At 47.4% G+C, this 16,420-nt stretch carries 15 protein-coding genes and 2 pseudogenes; 4 read left to right on the plus strand and 13 right to left on the minus strand.

The window, feature by feature from the left end; translation table 11 throughout:
- Window positions 1–6: 6 nt before the first annotated feature.
- Entirely contained in the window at window positions 7–447 is a 441-nt protein-coding gene (locus G470_RS0100675) for a VOC family protein (protein ID WP_028273146.1), read from the plus strand.
- Window positions 448–503: 56 nt separating this feature from the next.
- Here G470_RS0100675 and G470_RS0100680 read toward each other — a convergent pair whose 3' ends face one another.
- From G470_RS0100680 to G470_RS12245, 8 genes and pseudogenes are all read right to left on the minus strand, one after another.
- Window positions 504–1,463, minus strand: coding sequence for a DUF1002 domain-containing protein (locus G470_RS0100680; protein ID WP_028273147.1), 960 nt, complete (start codon window positions 1,461–1,463; stop codon window positions 504–506).
- 176 nt (window positions 1,464–1,639) lie between these two features.
- Window positions 1,640–3,028, minus strand: a complete 1,389-nt coding sequence (locus G470_RS0100685; RefSeq protein WP_028273148.1) for a glycoside hydrolase family 32 protein — start codon at window positions 3,026–3,028, stop codon at window positions 1,640–1,642.
- Between the two features lie 39 nt (window positions 3,029–3,067).
- Window positions 3,068–4,447: pseudogene (locus G470_RS0100690) on the minus strand (sucrose-specific PTS transporter subunit IIBC); the annotation flags it as partial.
- 171 nt (window positions 4,448–4,618) lie between these two features.
- Window positions 4,619–5,599 carry a LacI family DNA-binding transcriptional regulator gene (locus G470_RS14625; protein ID WP_028273150.1) on the minus strand — a complete coding sequence of 327 codons (981 nt, stop codon included), beginning with the start codon at window positions 5,597–5,599 and terminating at the stop codon, window positions 4,619–4,621.
- Window positions 5,600–5,605: 6 nt separating this feature from the next.
- A complete protein-coding gene (locus tag G470_RS14630) occupies window positions 5,606–6,358 on the minus strand; it encodes an acyl-[acyl-carrier-protein] thioesterase (RefSeq protein WP_035444786.1) in 753 nt (250 codons plus the stop codon).
- Window positions 6,359–6,428: 70 nt separating this feature from the next.
- Window positions 6,429–7,244, minus strand: a complete 816-nt coding sequence (locus G470_RS0100705) for an ion transporter (RefSeq protein ID WP_028273151.1) — start codon at window positions 7,242–7,244, stop codon at window positions 6,429–6,431.
- 64 nt (window positions 7,245–7,308) lie between these two features.
- On the minus strand, window positions 7,309–7,524 hold the full coding sequence (locus G470_RS0100710; RefSeq protein WP_028273152.1) for a YwbE family protein: 216 nt from the start codon (window positions 7,522–7,524) through the stop codon (window positions 7,309–7,311).
- 4 nt (window positions 7,525–7,528) lie between these two features.
- Window positions 7,529–8,213, minus strand: a pseudogene (locus tag G470_RS12245) (DNA alkylation repair protein).
- 240 nt (window positions 8,214–8,453) lie between these two features.
- Between G470_RS12245 and G470_RS0100720 the strand changes: the two are divergent.
- A complete protein-coding gene (locus G470_RS0100720; RefSeq protein WP_028273153.1) occupies window positions 8,454–9,986 on the plus strand; it encodes an AbgT family transporter in 1,533 nt (510 codons plus the stop codon).
- Between the two features lie 60 nt (window positions 9,987–10,046).
- Here G470_RS0100720 and G470_RS0100725 read toward each other — a convergent pair whose 3' ends face one another.
- The gene (locus G470_RS0100725; RefSeq protein WP_028273154.1) at window positions 10,047–11,621 is read right to left on the minus strand and encodes a Vga family ABC-F type ribosomal protection protein; all 1,575 of its coding nucleotides are present in this window, start codon (window positions 11,619–11,621) and stop codon (window positions 10,047–10,049) included.
- Between the two features lie 293 nt (window positions 11,622–11,914).
- Window positions 11,915–12,373, minus strand: coding sequence for a GNAT family N-acetyltransferase (locus tag G470_RS0100730; protein ID WP_028273155.1), 459 nt, complete (start codon window positions 12,371–12,373; stop codon window positions 11,915–11,917).
- A gap of 100 nt (window positions 12,374–12,473) precedes the next feature.
- On the opposite strand from G470_RS0100730, the gene G470_RS0100735 reads away from it, so the two are divergent.
- On the plus strand, window positions 12,474–12,797 hold the full coding sequence (locus G470_RS0100735) for a hypothetical protein (protein WP_028273156.1): 324 nt from the start codon (window positions 12,474–12,476) through the stop codon (window positions 12,795–12,797).
- Here the strand turns inward: G470_RS0100735 and G470_RS0100740 are convergent.
- On the minus strand, window positions 12,778–13,671 hold the full coding sequence (locus tag G470_RS0100740; protein WP_028273157.1) for an EamA family transporter: 894 nt from the start codon (window positions 13,669–13,671) through the stop codon (window positions 12,778–12,780). The genes G470_RS0100735 and G470_RS0100740 overlap by 20 nt on opposite strands.
- A 274-nt stretch (window positions 13,672–13,945) precedes the next feature.
- Here G470_RS0100740 and alr point away from each other — a divergent pair, with 274 nt between their 5' ends.
- On the plus strand, window positions 13,946–15,127 hold the full coding sequence (gene alr, locus G470_RS0100745; RefSeq protein ID WP_028273158.1) for an alanine racemase: 1,182 nt from the start codon (window positions 13,946–13,948) through the stop codon (window positions 15,125–15,127).
- A 61-nt stretch (window positions 15,128–15,188) separates the two neighbouring features.
- On the opposite strand, the gene G470_RS0100750 is transcribed toward alr, so the two are convergent.
- Both G470_RS0100750 and G470_RS0100755 read right to left on the minus strand, forming a co-directional pair.
- The gene (locus tag G470_RS0100750) at window positions 15,189–15,428 is read right to left on the minus strand and encodes a hypothetical protein (RefSeq protein WP_028273159.1); all 240 of its coding nucleotides are present in this window, start codon (window positions 15,426–15,428) and stop codon (window positions 15,189–15,191) included.
- Window positions 15,429–15,629: 201 nt separating this feature from the next.
- On the minus strand, window positions 15,630–16,286 hold the full coding sequence (locus G470_RS0100755) for a PepSY domain-containing protein (protein WP_028273160.1): 657 nt from the start codon (window positions 16,284–16,286) through the stop codon (window positions 15,630–15,632).
- Window positions 16,287–16,420: the final 134 nt, after the last annotated feature.

A 16,420-nucleotide genomic window follows, 5' to 3' on the forward strand; every position in this document is an offset into this window, starting at 1 on the left:
TTTGGAATGGTTGGAGTAGAAATGAATATGGTTGTAAAAGACAGTTTGAAAGCACTGGAGTTGTATGAAGAAATCTTTGAAACTGAACGGGTGGAAGTGACGAATTTCGCGCCCGGCACCAACGAAGCGATTTTCACGTTGCACGGCATGCGGATTCATATGCTGGATGAAAATCCCGATTACCAAATGGTCGCACCGAAGCCGGAGCATCCGGTGACGATGTGGTTTAATGTAATCGTACCTGACATTAAAGAAACGTATTCCAAAGCCATCCGCTTAGGCTGCAAGGAAATCGTGGGAATAACAGAAATTCCGGAAATGGGTGTATCGAACGCCATCTTCCTCGATCCTTTCGGTTACCAATGGCTCTTGCACCAAGTACACCGCGAAATCAGCTTTGAAGAACGCAACCGCATGTTTGAAGAACAATTCGGAACAGAAGAATGAACACAAAAACAGTCTGCAGATCAAACTGCAGACTGTTTTTTTGGTGGCTTACATGTTTAGTTGAACAAACCAACCAAGGTTTGCCACAATTCTGAAAAGAACTGCGCAATCCGGTCAGTCAGGCCGCTTTCTTCCGCTGACTGCCAAGCCGCTCCCAGACGGTCTTGCAAGTCGCCTGCCAAATTCTCCAGCTGGGCTTTCACCGCTTGGGAGTCGATGGCACTTGTTTGCTGGTAATTTTCAAACAAAATGACCAGCTGATTCACTTGTTCTTGGGACACAATGTTTTGCAGACTGTTTTTCTCCAACGCCTCATTGATGATGCGTTCGATGTCTTCTCTGGTGGCCAGTTCGCCGACCTGCTCTTTTAATTCCGCCAGTTCGCGTTTGATATCCACCATCGCTTGATCCAGCTGTACGGATTGTTCTTCATCCAGCTCTTCCGAAATGTCGCTGGTCGTTTCCAATTCTTGCTGTGCGACTTCCATGCGTTCCTTCTCCAATGTTTCTCCATTTGCATCAAAGGCTTTGTACACACCTGTCAACGCGCTTTCGCCGGTCACCGGCCGGATGCTCCCAACCATGATGGTCGCGTCTTCCACTCCAGCTGTGATGGCCGCGTTCATGTACTGTTCTTCGGTGATTTTGGTGATGTTCTCAGGCGTTTCAACCATCACTTCCACGCCTTCTCCTTCGCCTTCACGCTGAACCAACACAGATGAAATCATGCTTGAGGTGCTGCCTGAACCGTATCCTAAGTACGTTTGCAAGTCTTCGCCGGTCGCCGGCATCTCTTCCACATTTGCACGATCATCAATGCCGAACAAGTCCGCAGTTTCACTGATTTGCGCTTCTGAAAGTCCGCCGCCGTAAACAAACGTCGGCTTTCCCCAAGCCTCATCCACGACAGATGTGTTAATTTGTGCGTCAACGGATTCAGCCGTTCCGACTGCTGCCATCCCCAGCGTTGAAGCTGCAATGGTTGTTTTTACCATCTTACTAAACCATTTGTTCATTCGTCTAACTCCTCTTCAATCGGCTTTATCTTCCTTGTCAGTATACCATCTTCGGGCATTAGGATAGAATACGTCTTAAGACTGACATCGAGTTGTTAGACAAATGCAACAGTGTGTTCTCTATTTGTTTCATTCACTCTTAATCGCTTCTATAGAAAAGAAAAACAACCAGCCGCTTAAAAGCGCAGGCTGGTTGCTGTGTCTAGTGGATAGGCGGTCGCTTGAACAGGACGCGTGCTCTTCCATGTCAGTTCTGAGTTTTCTGTTTCGGTGAAATAGCGCAATGAGAACACTTCTCGGCCGCCGTTTATGAACAGCTCCAAAGATGAAGCTTCCAAGAAAATTCGCATATCCGTAAGCGCCTCGTTCAAGGCCACGCTTCTTGTTTCACTTTCTTTGGTCAGCCAATTGGTCCGTTCCACCGTCACCCGCTGCTTCTCTTTATTAAAGAAGAGGGTGACTTCTCCGCGGAGCGTCAATTCGAAATTGTCCGCTTCCTGCCATTCCAGCACCAGTTCGCTCTGCAGCGACGGTAGGGATGCTTTTCCTGATTGATCAAGAACTTCCGTGAGCGGGACCGCTTCTTTCCGCAGCTGTTTCAGTTCTTCCGCCGGGCGTTGAATCAACCGCTCATTCTCCCAGCTGATTTCACGCGGCAAAGATAGATGGTGGACCCACCCGTCTTGGATGGTCGGAACCGCTTGTTCCACTTCTGGTTCCATCGCACCCATCCAGCCGAATAAGAGGGTTCTACCTTGGTTGTCCACGAAGGACTGCGGCGCATAAAATTCAAACCCGCGGTCCAGTTCTTTGAACCCGTAAGCATCCGATTGGAAGGTCCCTTTCTTTGTGAAGGTGCCCGACAAGTAACCGGTTTGGAAAATATTCTGGTAAAAATCTCCTTCCGGTTCCAATCCTTGCGGGGAAAAGACAAACACATCCCGTTCGTCCAAGCGAAGCAAGTCCGGGCATTCCCACATATAGCCGAACGGCTCCGTACGTTCCATCAGTTCCCCTGCATACGTCCAGTCCAACAGATTGTCGGATCGATACAAGATGGCGGTCCCTTCCAGTGTCTCCGTTTGGGCTCCCAGCAGCATCCACCAAGTGTCGTCTTCTTTCCATACTTTCGGGTCACGGATGTGCGCGGTATACCCGGCAGGCTGTTCGAACAACGGTCCTTTTTTCTCAAAAGTTTCCCCGTCTTCCGATACCGCCAGACATTGGTAGCTTTCTCGCTCCCCGTTTTCACCGCGGACATTTCCTGTGTAAAACAAATACATGCGACCGTCTGCTTCCACCGCACTTCCGGAGTAACAGCCGTCTTTGTCAAACCAAGCCGTTGGTTCGAGAGCAGGCGGCAAATACCGCCAGCTCGTCAAATCCTCGGACACCGCATGTCCCCAGCTTTTGTTTTTGTGGGTGGTGCCTTTTTGATTCCACTGGAAAAACACATGGTACAATCCATTGAAATAAATCAAGCCGTTGGGATCATTCAACAATCCATGAGGCGGCCGGATATGATAAGTTACATCAACATTGTGTGTGTGCATTTGCCGTGTCATACGCCGTCCTTTCTATTCGGTTTCCAATTCTTTGCGCATCTTGTCTGAGTACCCGAAGAAATACGTCAAGGCGAAAGCTGTGCCGATAGAGATGACATGTGTGATGACGTACCAAATGATTTGTTGGTTCAAGTACAAGAGAGCGCCCGGGATTACCGTCACTGCCATCCCGGTGGCTTCCATATTAAGCAAGTCTGCCACAAATCCACCGGCAGCTCCACCGACCAGTCCGAAGAGGAACGGTTTGAAGTAACGTAGGTTCACCCCGAAGATAGCCGGCTCTGTGATGCCCAAGAAAGCGGAGAGCGCGGATGGAAAAGCCAGTGCTTTCAGTTTTTTCGAGTTGGTTTTCACTGCCACTGCAAGTGTCGCTCCACCTTGAGCCGCCACACTGTGAGTGATAATGGCGTTATACGGGTTCACCCCAGTGTTTGCCAACAATTGGATTTCCAAGAAGTTGAAAATGTGGTGGACACCGGTGATGACCAGCAGTTGGTTCAACCCACCGATTACCAATCCTGCGATTCCCAACGGCAGCCCCAACAACCAAATCACGACATCCAAGATGACTTCTTCAAGCGAGTGGAAAATCGGTCCAATGACGAACAAGGCCAGGATACTCATCACCAAAAGAGTCAAAAATGGCGTCAATAATAAATCCAACGTTTCTGGAACATACTTGCGGATAAAGCGTTCAAATTTCGCTCCGACAAATCCGGCAATGAACGCTGGAAGCACGGTTCCTTGGTATCCGACCACCGGAATGATTCCGAACATGGTTAGTGGCGTAGCGTCTCCCGAGGCTACTGCATAAGCGTTTGGAAGTGCCGGGTTTACCAGCATCAATCCCAGTACAATCCCGATTACCGGTGAGCCTCCGAACACACGGAATGCCGACCAGGCCACCAATGCTGGTAAGAAAGCGAACGCCGTATCGGTCAGTACTTCTGTGTAAAGAAGGAAGTTGGCATTGATGCTTTCAGGCGTCAATCCAAATATAGCAAGAATTTCCGGCTGTGTCAGCAAGCCACGCAGTCCCATGAATAACCCGGTTGCGACCAGCACTGGAATGATTGGAACGAATACATCCCCAAACGTGCGGATGGCACGTTGGAAAGCCGTTCCTTGCTTTTTGGCTTCTTCTTTCATTTCGCCCTTGGAACTTTCCTGCGCTCCGAGTCCGACCACTTCGCTGTAAATTTTGTTTACCGTTCCGGTTCCAAAAATGACTTGATACTGTCCAGAGTTGTAGAATGCGCCTTTGACTTTATCGATGTTCTCCACTTGCTCGTTATCAATTTTGTCTTTGTCATTCACCATGACTCTCAAACGGGTGGCGCAGTGTGCGACAGATTGGATATTCTCTCTGCCGCCGATTGCGTCGATCAACTGCGATGCAATTTCTTTGTTGTCAGCCATCATAATCCCTCCATAATGTATGTTGAGGTTCCATTTTTTGGAACCGGTTCTACCCTTGCTTTGAGTGTATATGAAAACGAATTAATTGTCCAGTGGTTGTCACACGAATGCAATCGTTTTAAAACAAAAAACTTCCTGCTCAATGGGCAGGAAGTTCGAGAGTGGCTTCAGCTATTTCATTGTTCTAGTCGATTCCCGCACAGAGAGTTCATTCTCCATCTCCGTATGTTCAGGGACCGGCTGTCCTTTAAGCAATTTATCAATGTGGCTGACCGCCAGTTCTCCGAGTTGTTGAAACGGGTACACAACTGTGGTCAAAGAAGGGGACAAATAGGCGACTGTGTCGTATCCGCCAAATCCTGAAAGGGAGAATGATTCAGGAATGGAAAACCCGATTTCCTTCGCTGCCTTCAACACCGCCATCGCCATCATATCTGTGGCGCAGGCGACATAAGTGGCTTTCAACTTCGGCAACACTCGCAAGACATCTCGGTAGGCCTTTTCCATGGAAAAACTCGTTTCCACTACCTCTACCGACACCTTTTCTTGAGATACCGCATCTAGAAATCCCTGCTTGCGGTCCATCCCAACGGATTTGTCTTCTTCCGGCACGCCGAAGTACAAGAAGGAGCGGTGTCCTGCTTTCAACGCATATTCTCCCATCGAATACCCAGCTTTGTAGTCAGCGTGGACGATGGTGTGAATGCCTTCCACTTCCTGCCCCAGCACCAATACCGGGATTTCAATGGATTCGATTGCCTTTTGGTGTTCAGTTGAAATTTCCCTCGCCATAAAAATGATGCCGGCAACTTTTTGTTTGGCGAGTGTATAAATGTTTTCAATTTCTCGTTGAGGCTTCAAATCGGCGTTCGTGATGATGAGCTGATAACCCATTTTTCTCGCCGCGTGGTCGATTCCAGTCAACACTTCGCTGGATGAAGAAGAGCTCAAACGCGGGATGATGACGCCGATCATATTCGTGTTGTGAGCCTTTAAGCTGCGTGCGAATGTATTGGGTTCATACCCGGTTTCTTCGATGATTTGTTGGATTTTTCTTCGTGTTTTTTCACTGACCGATCCTCCATTCAAATAACGGGAGACTGTGCTTTTTGCCACACCGGCTTGTTTTGCGATATCTGCGATGGTGACCATCGTCTTTTATTCCTCCATTTTTTTCCAATAAAAATGCGCTGCACAGTGGGTGGTGCCTTCTCGTTGAATACGGTGGGAAGTAACGACTGTACCGTGTTCTTCTCTCACACTGCAGACACTGTCAATCATTTGGCCGTAGAGAACTTCTTTATCGAATTTAATGTTCGCATGGGTCATTTCATGAGTGGTTAAAAAGTCCTGTCCCAATGCATCCAGAGACCAATCCACATACCTTGAATTGTTGACATGGCGGTTGCTGTCGATGTCAAAGAAACGCACCCGATACGGCGTGGTATGAGCGTGGTCGTCATCGACTGGCTCCGGTTTCGCAACACGCACCAACCGTTTCTCGAACGGCGCTTCATAAGGGGCGATTAGGTCTTCCGTGATTCGTGCCATCTTGCGTTTCTCCAAATCAATGGCGGCAAAGGTCGTTTGCACCTTCACCAAAGCTTCTCCTTTTTTATCATACACAGTGAAATGGCGGTATGTAAAAATTTTATTATACTGTACGGCCTGGGTTTCCACTTCGACGGTCTCTCCCATGCGTGGCATGCGCTTGATGTCCATCGTGTATTGGAGGATAATCCAACCCAACCCTCGTTTCATCATGTCTTCTTCTCCGCGTTCAAGCAGATGCGACTGCTCGCCGGACACTTCCATCAGGATGTTGAGGAGCATGGGGAGCGTCATTTTTTGCGTTTGGTCGCATTCGTAACTTCTGACTTGATGCGGGCGGCTATATTTTTTTCCTGACATATGGTGCCTCCTTGCCTTCTTTTATTTAACGCAATTCCATTCTGAAAAGATGGATGTGGGCTCTCAGTTTTCAGTGACCGTCATGAGGCAGTTTTTCCCCGCAATAAGGACAATACTCAAAGGTCTTTTGGGATGAAGAGCCGTCTTCTTCGTTTAAATGTTCCACGAATCCTGCTGAAATGATCCCAGTTGGAATTGCTACAATTCCCACACCCAAAAAGGTGATGATGACTCCTAATATCTTTCCGGCCAGCGTCAATGGGTAAATATCCCCGTACCCAACGGTGGTCAATGTGGAGGCCGCCCACCAGAATCCTGAAAACGCATTGGCAAACACGTCCGGTTGTGCGGCATGCTCCACGTTGTACATTAAGATGGACGCTCCTGTCATTAGAATGAGGAGAATGAAAACCGAAGACAGCAGCTGATTCCGGCGTCGGCTCAACACCTCTGTCACAATATTCATGGCATCAGAGTACTGGTTGACGCGGAACAAACGGAAAATGCGGGCAACACGGAACATGCGGAAAGCGACGACTCCTTCCGGAAAAATAAACGGCAGATAAAATGGAAAGAACGACAAAAAGTCGATGATGCCGCCAAGCGAAAAAACGTATTTCCTGATCGATTCAGACTCATCCAGTCCGGGGTACCGGTGCTCGGCTGTCCACAGCCTCAACCCATAGTCGACCGTAAAGACCAGAACCGTTGCTATTTCAATAAGAAATAGCACATCGTCCATCAAAGTAGAGATATCAAACGTTTCAAACAATGCGATGCCCAAATTCAGTAAAATTGCGGTGGCCACAAGAAGATCATAAGCACGGCTCGGACGGTCTTTCAATTGGCCGATTTGAATGATTTCATATACTCGATGCTTCTCCATCCCAGCAGCTCCTTTTTGTTTTTATCATACCAAAAAGAGACACTTTCTGCGCCAATAAGAATTTTTATTGCTTGTGGTCTGTCTCTGACACAATGTTTTTTACACGTCCCACTTGGTCGCCTTCTTCCAGCATCACTTTGATTCCATGAGGATGATTGGCGCTGTTTGTCAAAATTCGTTTGACATGGCCGCGGGTCAGTTTTCCAGTGCGTTGATCTTTTTTCAAAACAATGTCCACCAGTGCACCGACTTTAATGTTGGTTCGTTTTTTTCCGTCCATTTTTTCACCTCTTCTCCAAATATTTGCTTGCTTCCCGGATGCTCAGCGGAGGCATTCGATCGCGGTGACGATTCACAAAATCCCTCACCCAGTTCGGATCTGTCTTGCTGTAATCACGCAAACTCCAACCGATGGCTTTGTTGATGAAAACTCCGTGTCTTCCAAATTGGCTTCAATGATTTTTTCCAACAACTCCGTATCGGTCTGCTCTTTGCGGAGGCGCTGGTGGTCGATGGCAATCCGCCGCAGCCAGATACTGTCTGAGACACTCCATTCCACGAGTGTCTCGTTGACTTCCGGATAGTACAAGGCGATGTGCCCTATCGTTTTGTCGACGGAATCAATCGTGTCCCACCACGGTTTGGTCAGCGCCAGTTCTTTGATGACTGGAATATCCTCGGGTGTCAGCGACTGTTTTTTCAAATGGAGGTAGTCCGTGCCGACATATTGGAATTCCCGTTCAGCCTTCTGCCAGCACTCCTTCAGAAACTCCCAATCAACCGTTTTTCTTTGCGTGCTTCCTTAAAAAACGGTGCACTTAATTTCCGGCGCGGACCGGCAGGAATACCCAAAAATTCAAACTGGTTTCTCATGTAAGCTTTCATTTGAACCGCTCGTTCAAGATCTTGGTGCGCTATGAACGTTTGGAACAACTCGTTTTTTTCATGGTACGCCCCCTCTTCTATCATGCCGGTTTGCTTTCTTCATCATAAACGTCATCGTTGCCGGAAGCAACAGACACTCTTTTTCTTCTCAAAATTTCTGGGTGACCATTAGTGAGAAATTCATTTGTACTCTATGAAAATTTCTAGTAATATAGGTAAAGATAATTAACTCACCAAAACAAAACAGCTTCTGTTTTCTACGTATACGTAGAATAACCGGCTGTTTTGTTTGGTGTGAACTTTTTTGTCATTAGGAGGAGAAACATGGATAGTTCCAAAGGAAAGAACAAGGGATTCCTTGGGGGAATTGAACGTGTCGGAAACAAGTTGCCGCATCCTGTTATCATTTTTGTCATTTTGGCATTGGCGATCATTCTTATTTCTGAAATCGTCGCCCGCAGCGGATTTTCTGTTCAATATTTTGATGCAAATGTCGGAGAAGAAGTTACTGCCACAGCAAATTCTCTATTAAATGGAGACGGGTTGCTCTACATCTTCAACAGTGCAACATCCAACTTTACGGGGTTTGCACCGTTGGGTACCGTACTGGTCGCTATGCTCGGGGTCGGGGTAGCTGAGTGGTCTGGTTTAATCGGATCTGCTTTGAAAAAAATGATCACAAAAGTTCCTGCACGTTTGTTGACGGCAGTGGTCGTTTTTGCCGGTATCATCTCAAACATTGCTTCTGATGCTGGTTACGTCGTTGTTATCCCGCTTGGTGCCATTGTATTTGCTGGTGCGGGACGTCACCCGATTGCCGGTTTGGCATCTGCTTTCGCAGGGGTTTCGGCTGGTTTTTCTGCGAACTTGGTTTTTGGACCGACAGATGCATTGCTGTCAGGAATCACCAATGAGGCACTTGCAAGTGTTGGGATTCCTTACGAAGTGTCGGTTACAGGAAACTGGTACTTCATCATAGTGTCCACGTTCTTATTGGCACTTGTCGGAACCTTAGTCACTGAAAAAATTGTTGAACCCAACTTGGGTGAGTACACCGGGGCTTACAAGCCGACCGACGAACCTTTGACAGAGGAAGAAAACAAAGGGTTGAAACACGCTGGAATCGCCTTGCTTCTCTTCTTGGCATTGATGATGTTCTTAATGATTCCAGAAAGTGCACCGCTGCGTGACTTGGATCCGGAAACCGGAGAAATGACGCTTCAAAGCTTTTTGAGCAGCGGATTGATTTTCTTTATTTTCCTTGTGTTTGCGATTCCGGGTTATTTCTATGGACGCGCAACCAACAAAATCCGCACGTCTCATGACTTTGTGGAAAGTATGACTGAATCCATGCGCTCTATGGGCGGTTACATTGTATTGGCCTTCTTTGCAGCGCAGTTCATCAATTACTTCTCTTACACAAACTTGGGCTTGCTGCTGGCTTCTGCCGGTGCGGATTTCTTGGAAGCTATCGGATTTACAGGCATTCCTTTGATCATTGCGTTCATCTTGTTCACAAGTTTCATCAACTTGTTTATGGGATCCGCTTCTGCGAAATGGGCCATCATGGGACCGGTCTTTGTCCCAATGTTCTTCAACTTGGGGCTTTCACCTGAAATGACCCAAATGGCTTACCGTATCGCTGACTCTTCTTCCAACGTTATTTCACCGCTCATGAGTTATTTCGCCATGATTTTGGTGTTCATGAAACGGTACGAAAAAGACAGCGGCTTGGGCACATTGATTTCTACAATGCTCCCATACACCATTGCGTTCTTGATTTCTTGGACCGCTCTGTTGGTAATTTGGTACTTCTTCGGCTTGCCGTTGGGACCAGGAGCACCTGTCACTCTATAATTCAATCAAAAGCAAAAAGACCGTTCAGCCGATGTGCCGAACGGTCTTTTTCTGTTCTTATCAATTCGATTGAAGCGCTTGTTTTTCTTTCAGGAGCCGTTGGAATTCTTTGTCGAGTTCTTCTGTGGGATTGAGGCTTAACCGGCTTAACACGTCTGCAATGGCTGTTTCCACCATCAACAACCGGTCTTCGGTTGTATCGCGTTCTTTTTTCTGATCACGAGTTTGAAAGGCTTCATAGTCTCCGTCGAATAAAGTCAATTCTCCCTCTTTCAATGAAAGAATCCGTGTGGCAATTGCGGACACAAACCGTCTGTCATGAGACACAATCAAAACAGTCCCCTCATACTCTCTCAACAAGTCTTCCAAGGCTTCCAGAGCGTACACATCCAAATAATTGGTTGGTTCGTCCAGTACAAGCGTGTTGCTGTCGCTGACAAACAATTTGGCCAGCGACACCTTCACCCGTTCCCCGCCGCTCAATACCGATACGGACTTGTAGACATCTTCTTGGTAAAAATGCAGACGCGCCAACACTGTCCGAATCAACGTTTCCGATTGATGCGAATCTTGGGATACGTTCTCCAAAATAGTCTTCTCAGGCTCCAACACACTCAAGTTCTGAGCAAAGTACCCGATTTTCATCGCGGGGGATCGGTATACCCCTGCTTCATCTGCTTCCAGGATCCGCTTCAACAACGTCGTCTTGCCGCTGCCGTTTGGTCCGATGATGCTGATTTTGTCACCGCCTTTGACAAAAAACGTCGCGGGTTTCCACAACCGCTTGTCTCCAATCTTGCCTTCCAACCCTTCCACCCGCAAGATGATTTTGTCCTTAAACGCCCGCTCATTCGGCAAGTCCATCTTCACCGGTGCATGGTCTTTTGGCTTTTTCACTTCTTCCAACTTTTCCAACCGCGTTTGGATGGCTTTGGCTCCTTGGTTCAATTTCTTCTGTTTTTTGGCGAAATACGGTTTAGATCCTGTGATGCGGGCTTCCGATGGCGAGACCTTTTTAGGTGCCTTCGTCGCTTTGGCGGCTTTTTGTTTTTTCTGTTCCAACGCGTTCGTCAACTGGCGTTCTTTGTGTTTGTATTTTTCGTATTCGGTCTGCTGGTGCTGGCGTTCCCGTTGTTTCTGCTCGATATATTGGGAATAATTTCCCGTGTAAACCGTGATATTGCCGCTTTCCAGTTCCCAGATGGTGTCACAAACAGCATCCAACAGCTGCCGGTCATGGGAGACCACAATCAACGCGCCATTGAATCGTTTCAGTTCTTTTTCCACCCACTCCACATGGCTTGTGTCCAGATTGGTCGTCGGTTCATCCGCCAACAGCAGCTTGGGTTGCGCCTCGATCGCTTCGGTGATATATTCCGCCGTGATCTCTCCCCCGCTTTTGACGGTGTCCGTCCGCTTCAGCTGTGGGAGCAAAGCGGAAGTGCCTTGGACCGATACGGTGCCTTCGTCCGGCATTTCCTCGCCATTCAATACGCGCAGAAGCGTCGTCTTGCCTTCTCCGTTTTTCCCGACCAGCCCGATCCGCTGCCCTTCTTGCACTTGCAGATGGGACATACGAAACAACTCGCGGCTGCCGATTGTCTTCTTTAGTTGGTTTATTTCCAATACAGTCATTACAATGGTCTCCTTCCATATACAGGAGCACAAAAAAAGCTCCCAGACATGGGAGCTTTCGCATGGCAAAGAAGCCTTGTGACAGGCAAACCGACTTTGCGCAAACATTGCTCCCATTTCATCAAACGTCACGCAGACACAACGAAACAAGCCTCTTACAGGCAGGTATTTCGGTCTGCATTGTTTTTTGGAAATAGGTTTAGTTGCGCATCGTCTTTTGGCTTACCCTCACTTTATTTGAATGGTCATTTCTCTTACAGATTACTGCAAGGAAATTTATTTGTCAAACTAGATTACTCCGCCAGGGCCAATGCGGCCGCCGGTTCACGTTTCATCCACACATGCGCGATGCCGGAACGAATCTCCGGTTCGGCCACTTCACGAAAGCCGTAAGACGCGTACAATTTTTTGATGTAGACTTCTGCGTTCATTTCGATTACATGTTCCGGATACGTTTCATCGATATAATTTAATGCAGTGTCAAGCAGTTCGCGGGACAATCCTTTTCCCCGGTATTCTTCACGGACAAGGATTCTTCCGATATGGATGGCCCCTTCTTCGGTTTCAAAAATACGGGCATTGGCAACAACTTTTCCGTCTACAACCTTGAAAATGTGCGTACTGATCAAGTCATTTTCATCGGCGTCCAAAAAAGGCGATTGTTGTTCGACGATAAACACTTTCATTCGTTCCATATACAGACTGTGCAATTCTCTTGTTGTCAATTCGTCAAATTTTTTAAAGTGCCACATAGTGGGGCCTCCTTCTATTTTTAAGTTTATTCAACTGCCTGCGTCTCTGCGGTGTGCTACACTTAAGTTGTTTCCAATTCTCCACAAAGGAGTGAGGTTCATGCCAAGCAAATGGGCACGCCGCGGTTTGTTATTGTTTGCGGCCATCGTTGGTCTTCTTCTTGGTCTGCTGCGCCCGGCCTTGACACAAGGTCTGTTGTCTCCCATCGGCATTGTCGCCGGATTGGGTTATTTCCTTTTGTCCCGCACCATGACTCAAGAAGACGCGGAGTCTAAATCCAATGAACGGTTCAATCGTTGGTTTCTTCTTATTCAAATGCTTCTTTACTTTATCATCGGCAGCGCCATCGGTTCCATGATTCCCTACTTGTCGGCGCTGCGCGAACAACAACAAAGCTTGTTGTTTATTCGAATCCTAAAATGAATATCCCTACCATAATCATCGCAATGACACCGTATTGTTTGGCAGAGAGTTTCTCTTTCAAGAAAATGCGGGACAATACGACGGACACCATGCTGTAAGAGGAAATCAACGGAGCTACGACCACCGCGTTGGAGGCCATCGCATACACGTAAAAAAACTGTCCGAGCGTTTCAAAAACAGCGGCCGCCGCATTGTCTGCCTGCCCTCTCAAAGTCAGTTTCTCTTTACGGATAAAACGAACATACACGTAAGCCAGAATGGCACAAATGAAAAATGTCAATTCATAGGACACATTTGCCTGTTGTTCGGTCATCTGTGTATTGAGCATGTACCCGTCCAGGAATGTACCGAGCGCATCGATGACGGCATACAAAATTGGCAGAACCAGAGCCAATGCGCCGATACGGTATTTCCGCTCGACTTTTTCTTTGTTGAGCATCCGTTCTTCCAACGCCAATTGCCGTTCGAACACACCGAGCAGGATGATGCCGATTGAAATCAGCACCACTGCGAAAAATTGAACCGGCGTCATTGTCTGCCCCAAAATCAAAAACGTCAACAAGGCGGAAACCGCTCCGGAAGAGTTTTGAATTGGAGACGAAATGGACAGTTCAATATACCGCAGTCCCGCGTAGCCAACGGTCATAGACAAGATGTACATCGCGGATACCGGCAAATAGCGGATGATATTGATGGGGTGATACGGCTCACTGGAAGTCGCCAGCACGTAAAATGCGTGCAGTCCCATGGCCAACCCCACCATAATGACCGTCTTCCAATGACTGGTCGGGTCTCCGGGCTGGTTGCCTTTTTTATAAAACAAATCGGCTGTTCCCCACGCCAACACACTAATTAATGCAAATGTAAACCACATACTCAAGCTCCTTTTTACAACATGTTTTTTCTCCTTGATGGCAGAAAAAATTCCCTTTCTGCGCATCGACGAGTTTCGAACTTGCAAAAAAGGAATTTAACTCTTTTTACTTTATATCTTTTTCATGAAATTTACAACATTTTTTTCATGAACATTTCTTGTCAAAAACGCACTATTTGCCACTCTTTTGAGCGTTTATTTATCCGCTCTTTTTATCTGCAAAAAAATTGTGGTATCATACGCTATAAGATATGTATCAGGCAGGAGGAAAATCATGAACTATGGAAGTTACCGTAGCACCTGGGCAGAAGTCAACCTGGATCATATAAAAGAAAACACACGTTTATTCAAAAAACGGATTGGAACGGACACGAAACTGATGGCTGTCATCAAAGCCGACGGGTACGGGCATGGTGCCGTTCAAGTGGGACGAGCCTCCGTGGAAGCGGGAGCCGATTACTTAGCCGTTGCTGTTTTGGATGAAGCATTGGAGCTTCGCCGCTCCGGCATCACCGCTCCCATTCTGCAATTGAGTCCGATTGAACAAGATGCGGTCGAAGCCGCCGTCAACAATCACATTACACTTACAGTATTCACTAAAAACATCGCACAAGCGGTCATCGACGCTGCGGAACGGTTGAACCAAAAAGCATTCGTACACTTAAAAGTCGATACCGGCATGTCACGCGTCGGAGTTCAGTCAAAAGAAGAGGCTTGGGAAGTGGCAGAACTCCTTCGTTCCTCCGATTCGGTCGAGCTGGAAGGAGTGTATACCCACTTTGCTGATGCAGAGAACGTGGAAGAACCGGCGTTCACCCATCACCAATACCAATCCTTTTTGGATGTTATTGAGCACTTGGAAACACAAGGAGTCACCATCCCCATCCGGCACTGCAGCAACACGGCCGCCACATTGGTCTTTCCGGAAATGAAGCTGGATATGGTCCGTGTGGGCATGGGCATTTTGGGTCTGGCGCCGGATCAAAAATTTGAAGGCCTTCTGCCGTTGAAACAGGCACTCAAGGTCAAGAGCGTTGTGGCACATGTCAAAACCATTCCAGCCGGCCAGTCAGTCGGCTACGGCCGTACGTACATTCCCGATAGCGAGCGGGTCATCGCCACGGTTCCAATCGGATATGCAGACGGCATGCCGCGCATTTTATCCAATGAGACCATCCTTACCATCAACGGAGTCCCTGTGCGTATCGCGGGACGGGTGTGCATGGACCAAACCATGTTCGATGTCACGGATGTGCCGAATGTCAAAGAAGGCGACGAGTTGATTTACATCGGGGACCACACTAAAGGCGAACCTTCTCCTTATGAAATTGGCGCCCTCGCCCACACCACCCATTACGAAATTTACTGCGCACTGGGCAAACGGGTTCCACGTGTCTATGTGGAAAATGGGCAAATCGATTCAAAGAAAAACAGTGTTTTATCTGAAGTATATTAAAAAAGCAACCCGGTCAGAAACGGCCGGGCTGCTTTTTTGATTTCATAGTATTTTGCAAACGTCAACCATCTTCGTTTACAGGGTTTTCGTCTCCACCTCCAGGATTGGTTCCCGGCATGTTCACGCTGGTGTCTTCATCCATCGGCATGTCACTTGTGTCATCCATCATTGGATCTTCTTCCGGTTGCTCGACAGTTGGCTCATCAGCAGGCGGAGTTTCTGTGTTGTCTCCACAGGCAGCTAGAAACATCACTGAGGTCAGAGAAAGAATTCCTACTTTCAACCATTTGGCTTTCCGCATCCCAACTCTCCTCCTCTCGTACCTATTATCCTAAGTAAACACTACCAAAAATCGTTATCCAACAGAACTCATAGCACTTCGCTTCGATACATTCTGAGAAAAAAACTTATCTTTATTTTATCGTTAAATGTCGTCAAAAAGATAAGTTCGTTTCATCAAAAAAACCGCCTCCAAGAGAGGCGGTTTTTTTCTGCTTTGTTCTTATTGGTTGATGATTTCACCGGTTTGAGCATTCACCCGAATGTCATCGTCATCAAATGCCCCATCCGTTCCTTCCATATCTATTTCATAAATGGTTGTGCCGTTCTCCACATCCAGCTCCCACTCTTCCACATGGCCGGATCCGGCTTCTTCCACCGCGGTGGACATCGCTTCTTCCGGCATGATAATGCCTTCCAAGTTCAAGATGTCATCATTGTCATCGTCGTTTTCACTTTCCTGTTCACGGTTCAACACTTCACCGCTTTGGGCGTCAATTTCCATGCTGTATTCGTTTGTGTCGTCGAACCCTTCAAAGTCATACGTGTAACGTCCATCTTCTTCGTCAAAGTAAATCGACTCGATGTTGGGATTGTTGAATTCTTCATTAAATGTTTGAATGGCGTCATCCAAACTTGTATCAAACGTCATAGTGTCGATGCCTTGCTGAGTAGTGTTTGGCTGATTATTTCCAACTGTTCCGCCTTCTTGAGACGTGTCTTGAGTGGTGTCTTCGGTTTCTGGAGCAGTTGTGTCTTGAGTCGTTGTGTCAGCCGGTTGTTCAGCAGGCGGTGTCTGCTCCGTTCCGCCTCCACATGCCGCCAACAACAACGAAGACGCCGTTGCTATGCCGAGTTTAACCCATTTCATCTCTTTCATTCATAAAACCTCCATATAAAATAGGATTCATTGGTTTACATACGAAGGATAACAAAACTGGCTTCTCTTCGGAAACGTTTTGCTTTTACAGGATAAATTCGCCCCGATTCCCCAATATTTTTTCTCACTGACAA

The sequence above is a fragment of the Atopococcus tabaci DSM 17538 genome (genome assembly GCF_000429585.1).
GTDB classification, from domain to species: domain Bacteria; phylum Bacillota; class Bacilli; order Lactobacillales; family Carnobacteriaceae_A; genus Atopococcus; species Atopococcus tabaci.

Coding starts and splice junctions, on each gene's coding strand:
- G470_RS0100675 (WP_028273146.1), top strand. CDS start 7: ATGGTTGGAGTAGAAATGAATATGGTTGTAAAAGACAGTTTGAAAGCA.
- G470_RS0100680 (WP_028273147.1), bottom strand. CDS start 1,463: ATGAACAAATGGTTTAGTAAGATGGTAAAAACAACCATTGCAGCTTCA.
- G470_RS0100685 (WP_028273148.1), bottom strand. CDS start 3,028: ATGACACGGCAAATGCACACACACAATGTTGATGTAACTTATCATATC.
- G470_RS14625 (WP_028273150.1), bottom strand. CDS start 5,599: ATGGTCACCATCGCAGATATCGCAAAACAAGCCGGTGTGGCAAAAAGC.
- G470_RS14630 (WP_035444786.1), bottom strand. CDS start 6,358: ATGTCAGGAAAAAAATATAGCCGCCCGCATCAAGTCAGAAGTTACGAA.
- G470_RS0100705 (WP_028273151.1), bottom strand. CDS start 7,244: ATGGAGAAGCATCGAGTATATGAAATCATTCAAATCGGCCAATTGAAA.
- G470_RS0100710 (WP_028273152.1), bottom strand. CDS start 7,524: ATGGACGGAAAAAAACGAACCAACATTAAAGTCGGTGCACTGGTGGAC.
- G470_RS0100720 (WP_028273153.1), top strand. CDS start 8,454: ATGGATAGTTCCAAAGGAAAGAACAAGGGATTCCTTGGGGGAATTGAA.
- G470_RS0100725 (WP_028273154.1), bottom strand. CDS start 11,621: ATGACTGTATTGGAAATAAACCAACTAAAGAAGACAATCGGCAGCCGC.
- G470_RS0100730 (WP_028273155.1), bottom strand. CDS start 12,373: ATGTGGCACTTTAAAAAATTTGACGAATTGACAACAAGAGAATTGCAC.
- G470_RS0100735 (WP_028273156.1), top strand. CDS start 12,474: ATGCCAAGCAAATGGGCACGCCGCGGTTTGTTATTGTTTGCGGCCATC.
- G470_RS0100740 (WP_028273157.1), bottom strand. CDS start 13,671: ATGTGGTTTACATTTGCATTAATTAGTGTGTTGGCGTGGGGAACAGCC.
- alr (WP_028273158.1), top strand. CDS start 13,946: ATGAACTATGGAAGTTACCGTAGCACCTGGGCAGAAGTCAACCTGGAT.
- G470_RS0100750 (WP_028273159.1), bottom strand. CDS start 15,428: ATGCGGAAAGCCAAATGGTTGAAAGTAGGAATTCTTTCTCTGACCTCA.
- G470_RS0100755 (WP_028273160.1), bottom strand. CDS start 16,286: ATGAAAGAGATGAAATGGGTTAAACTCGGCATAGCAACGGCGTCTTCG.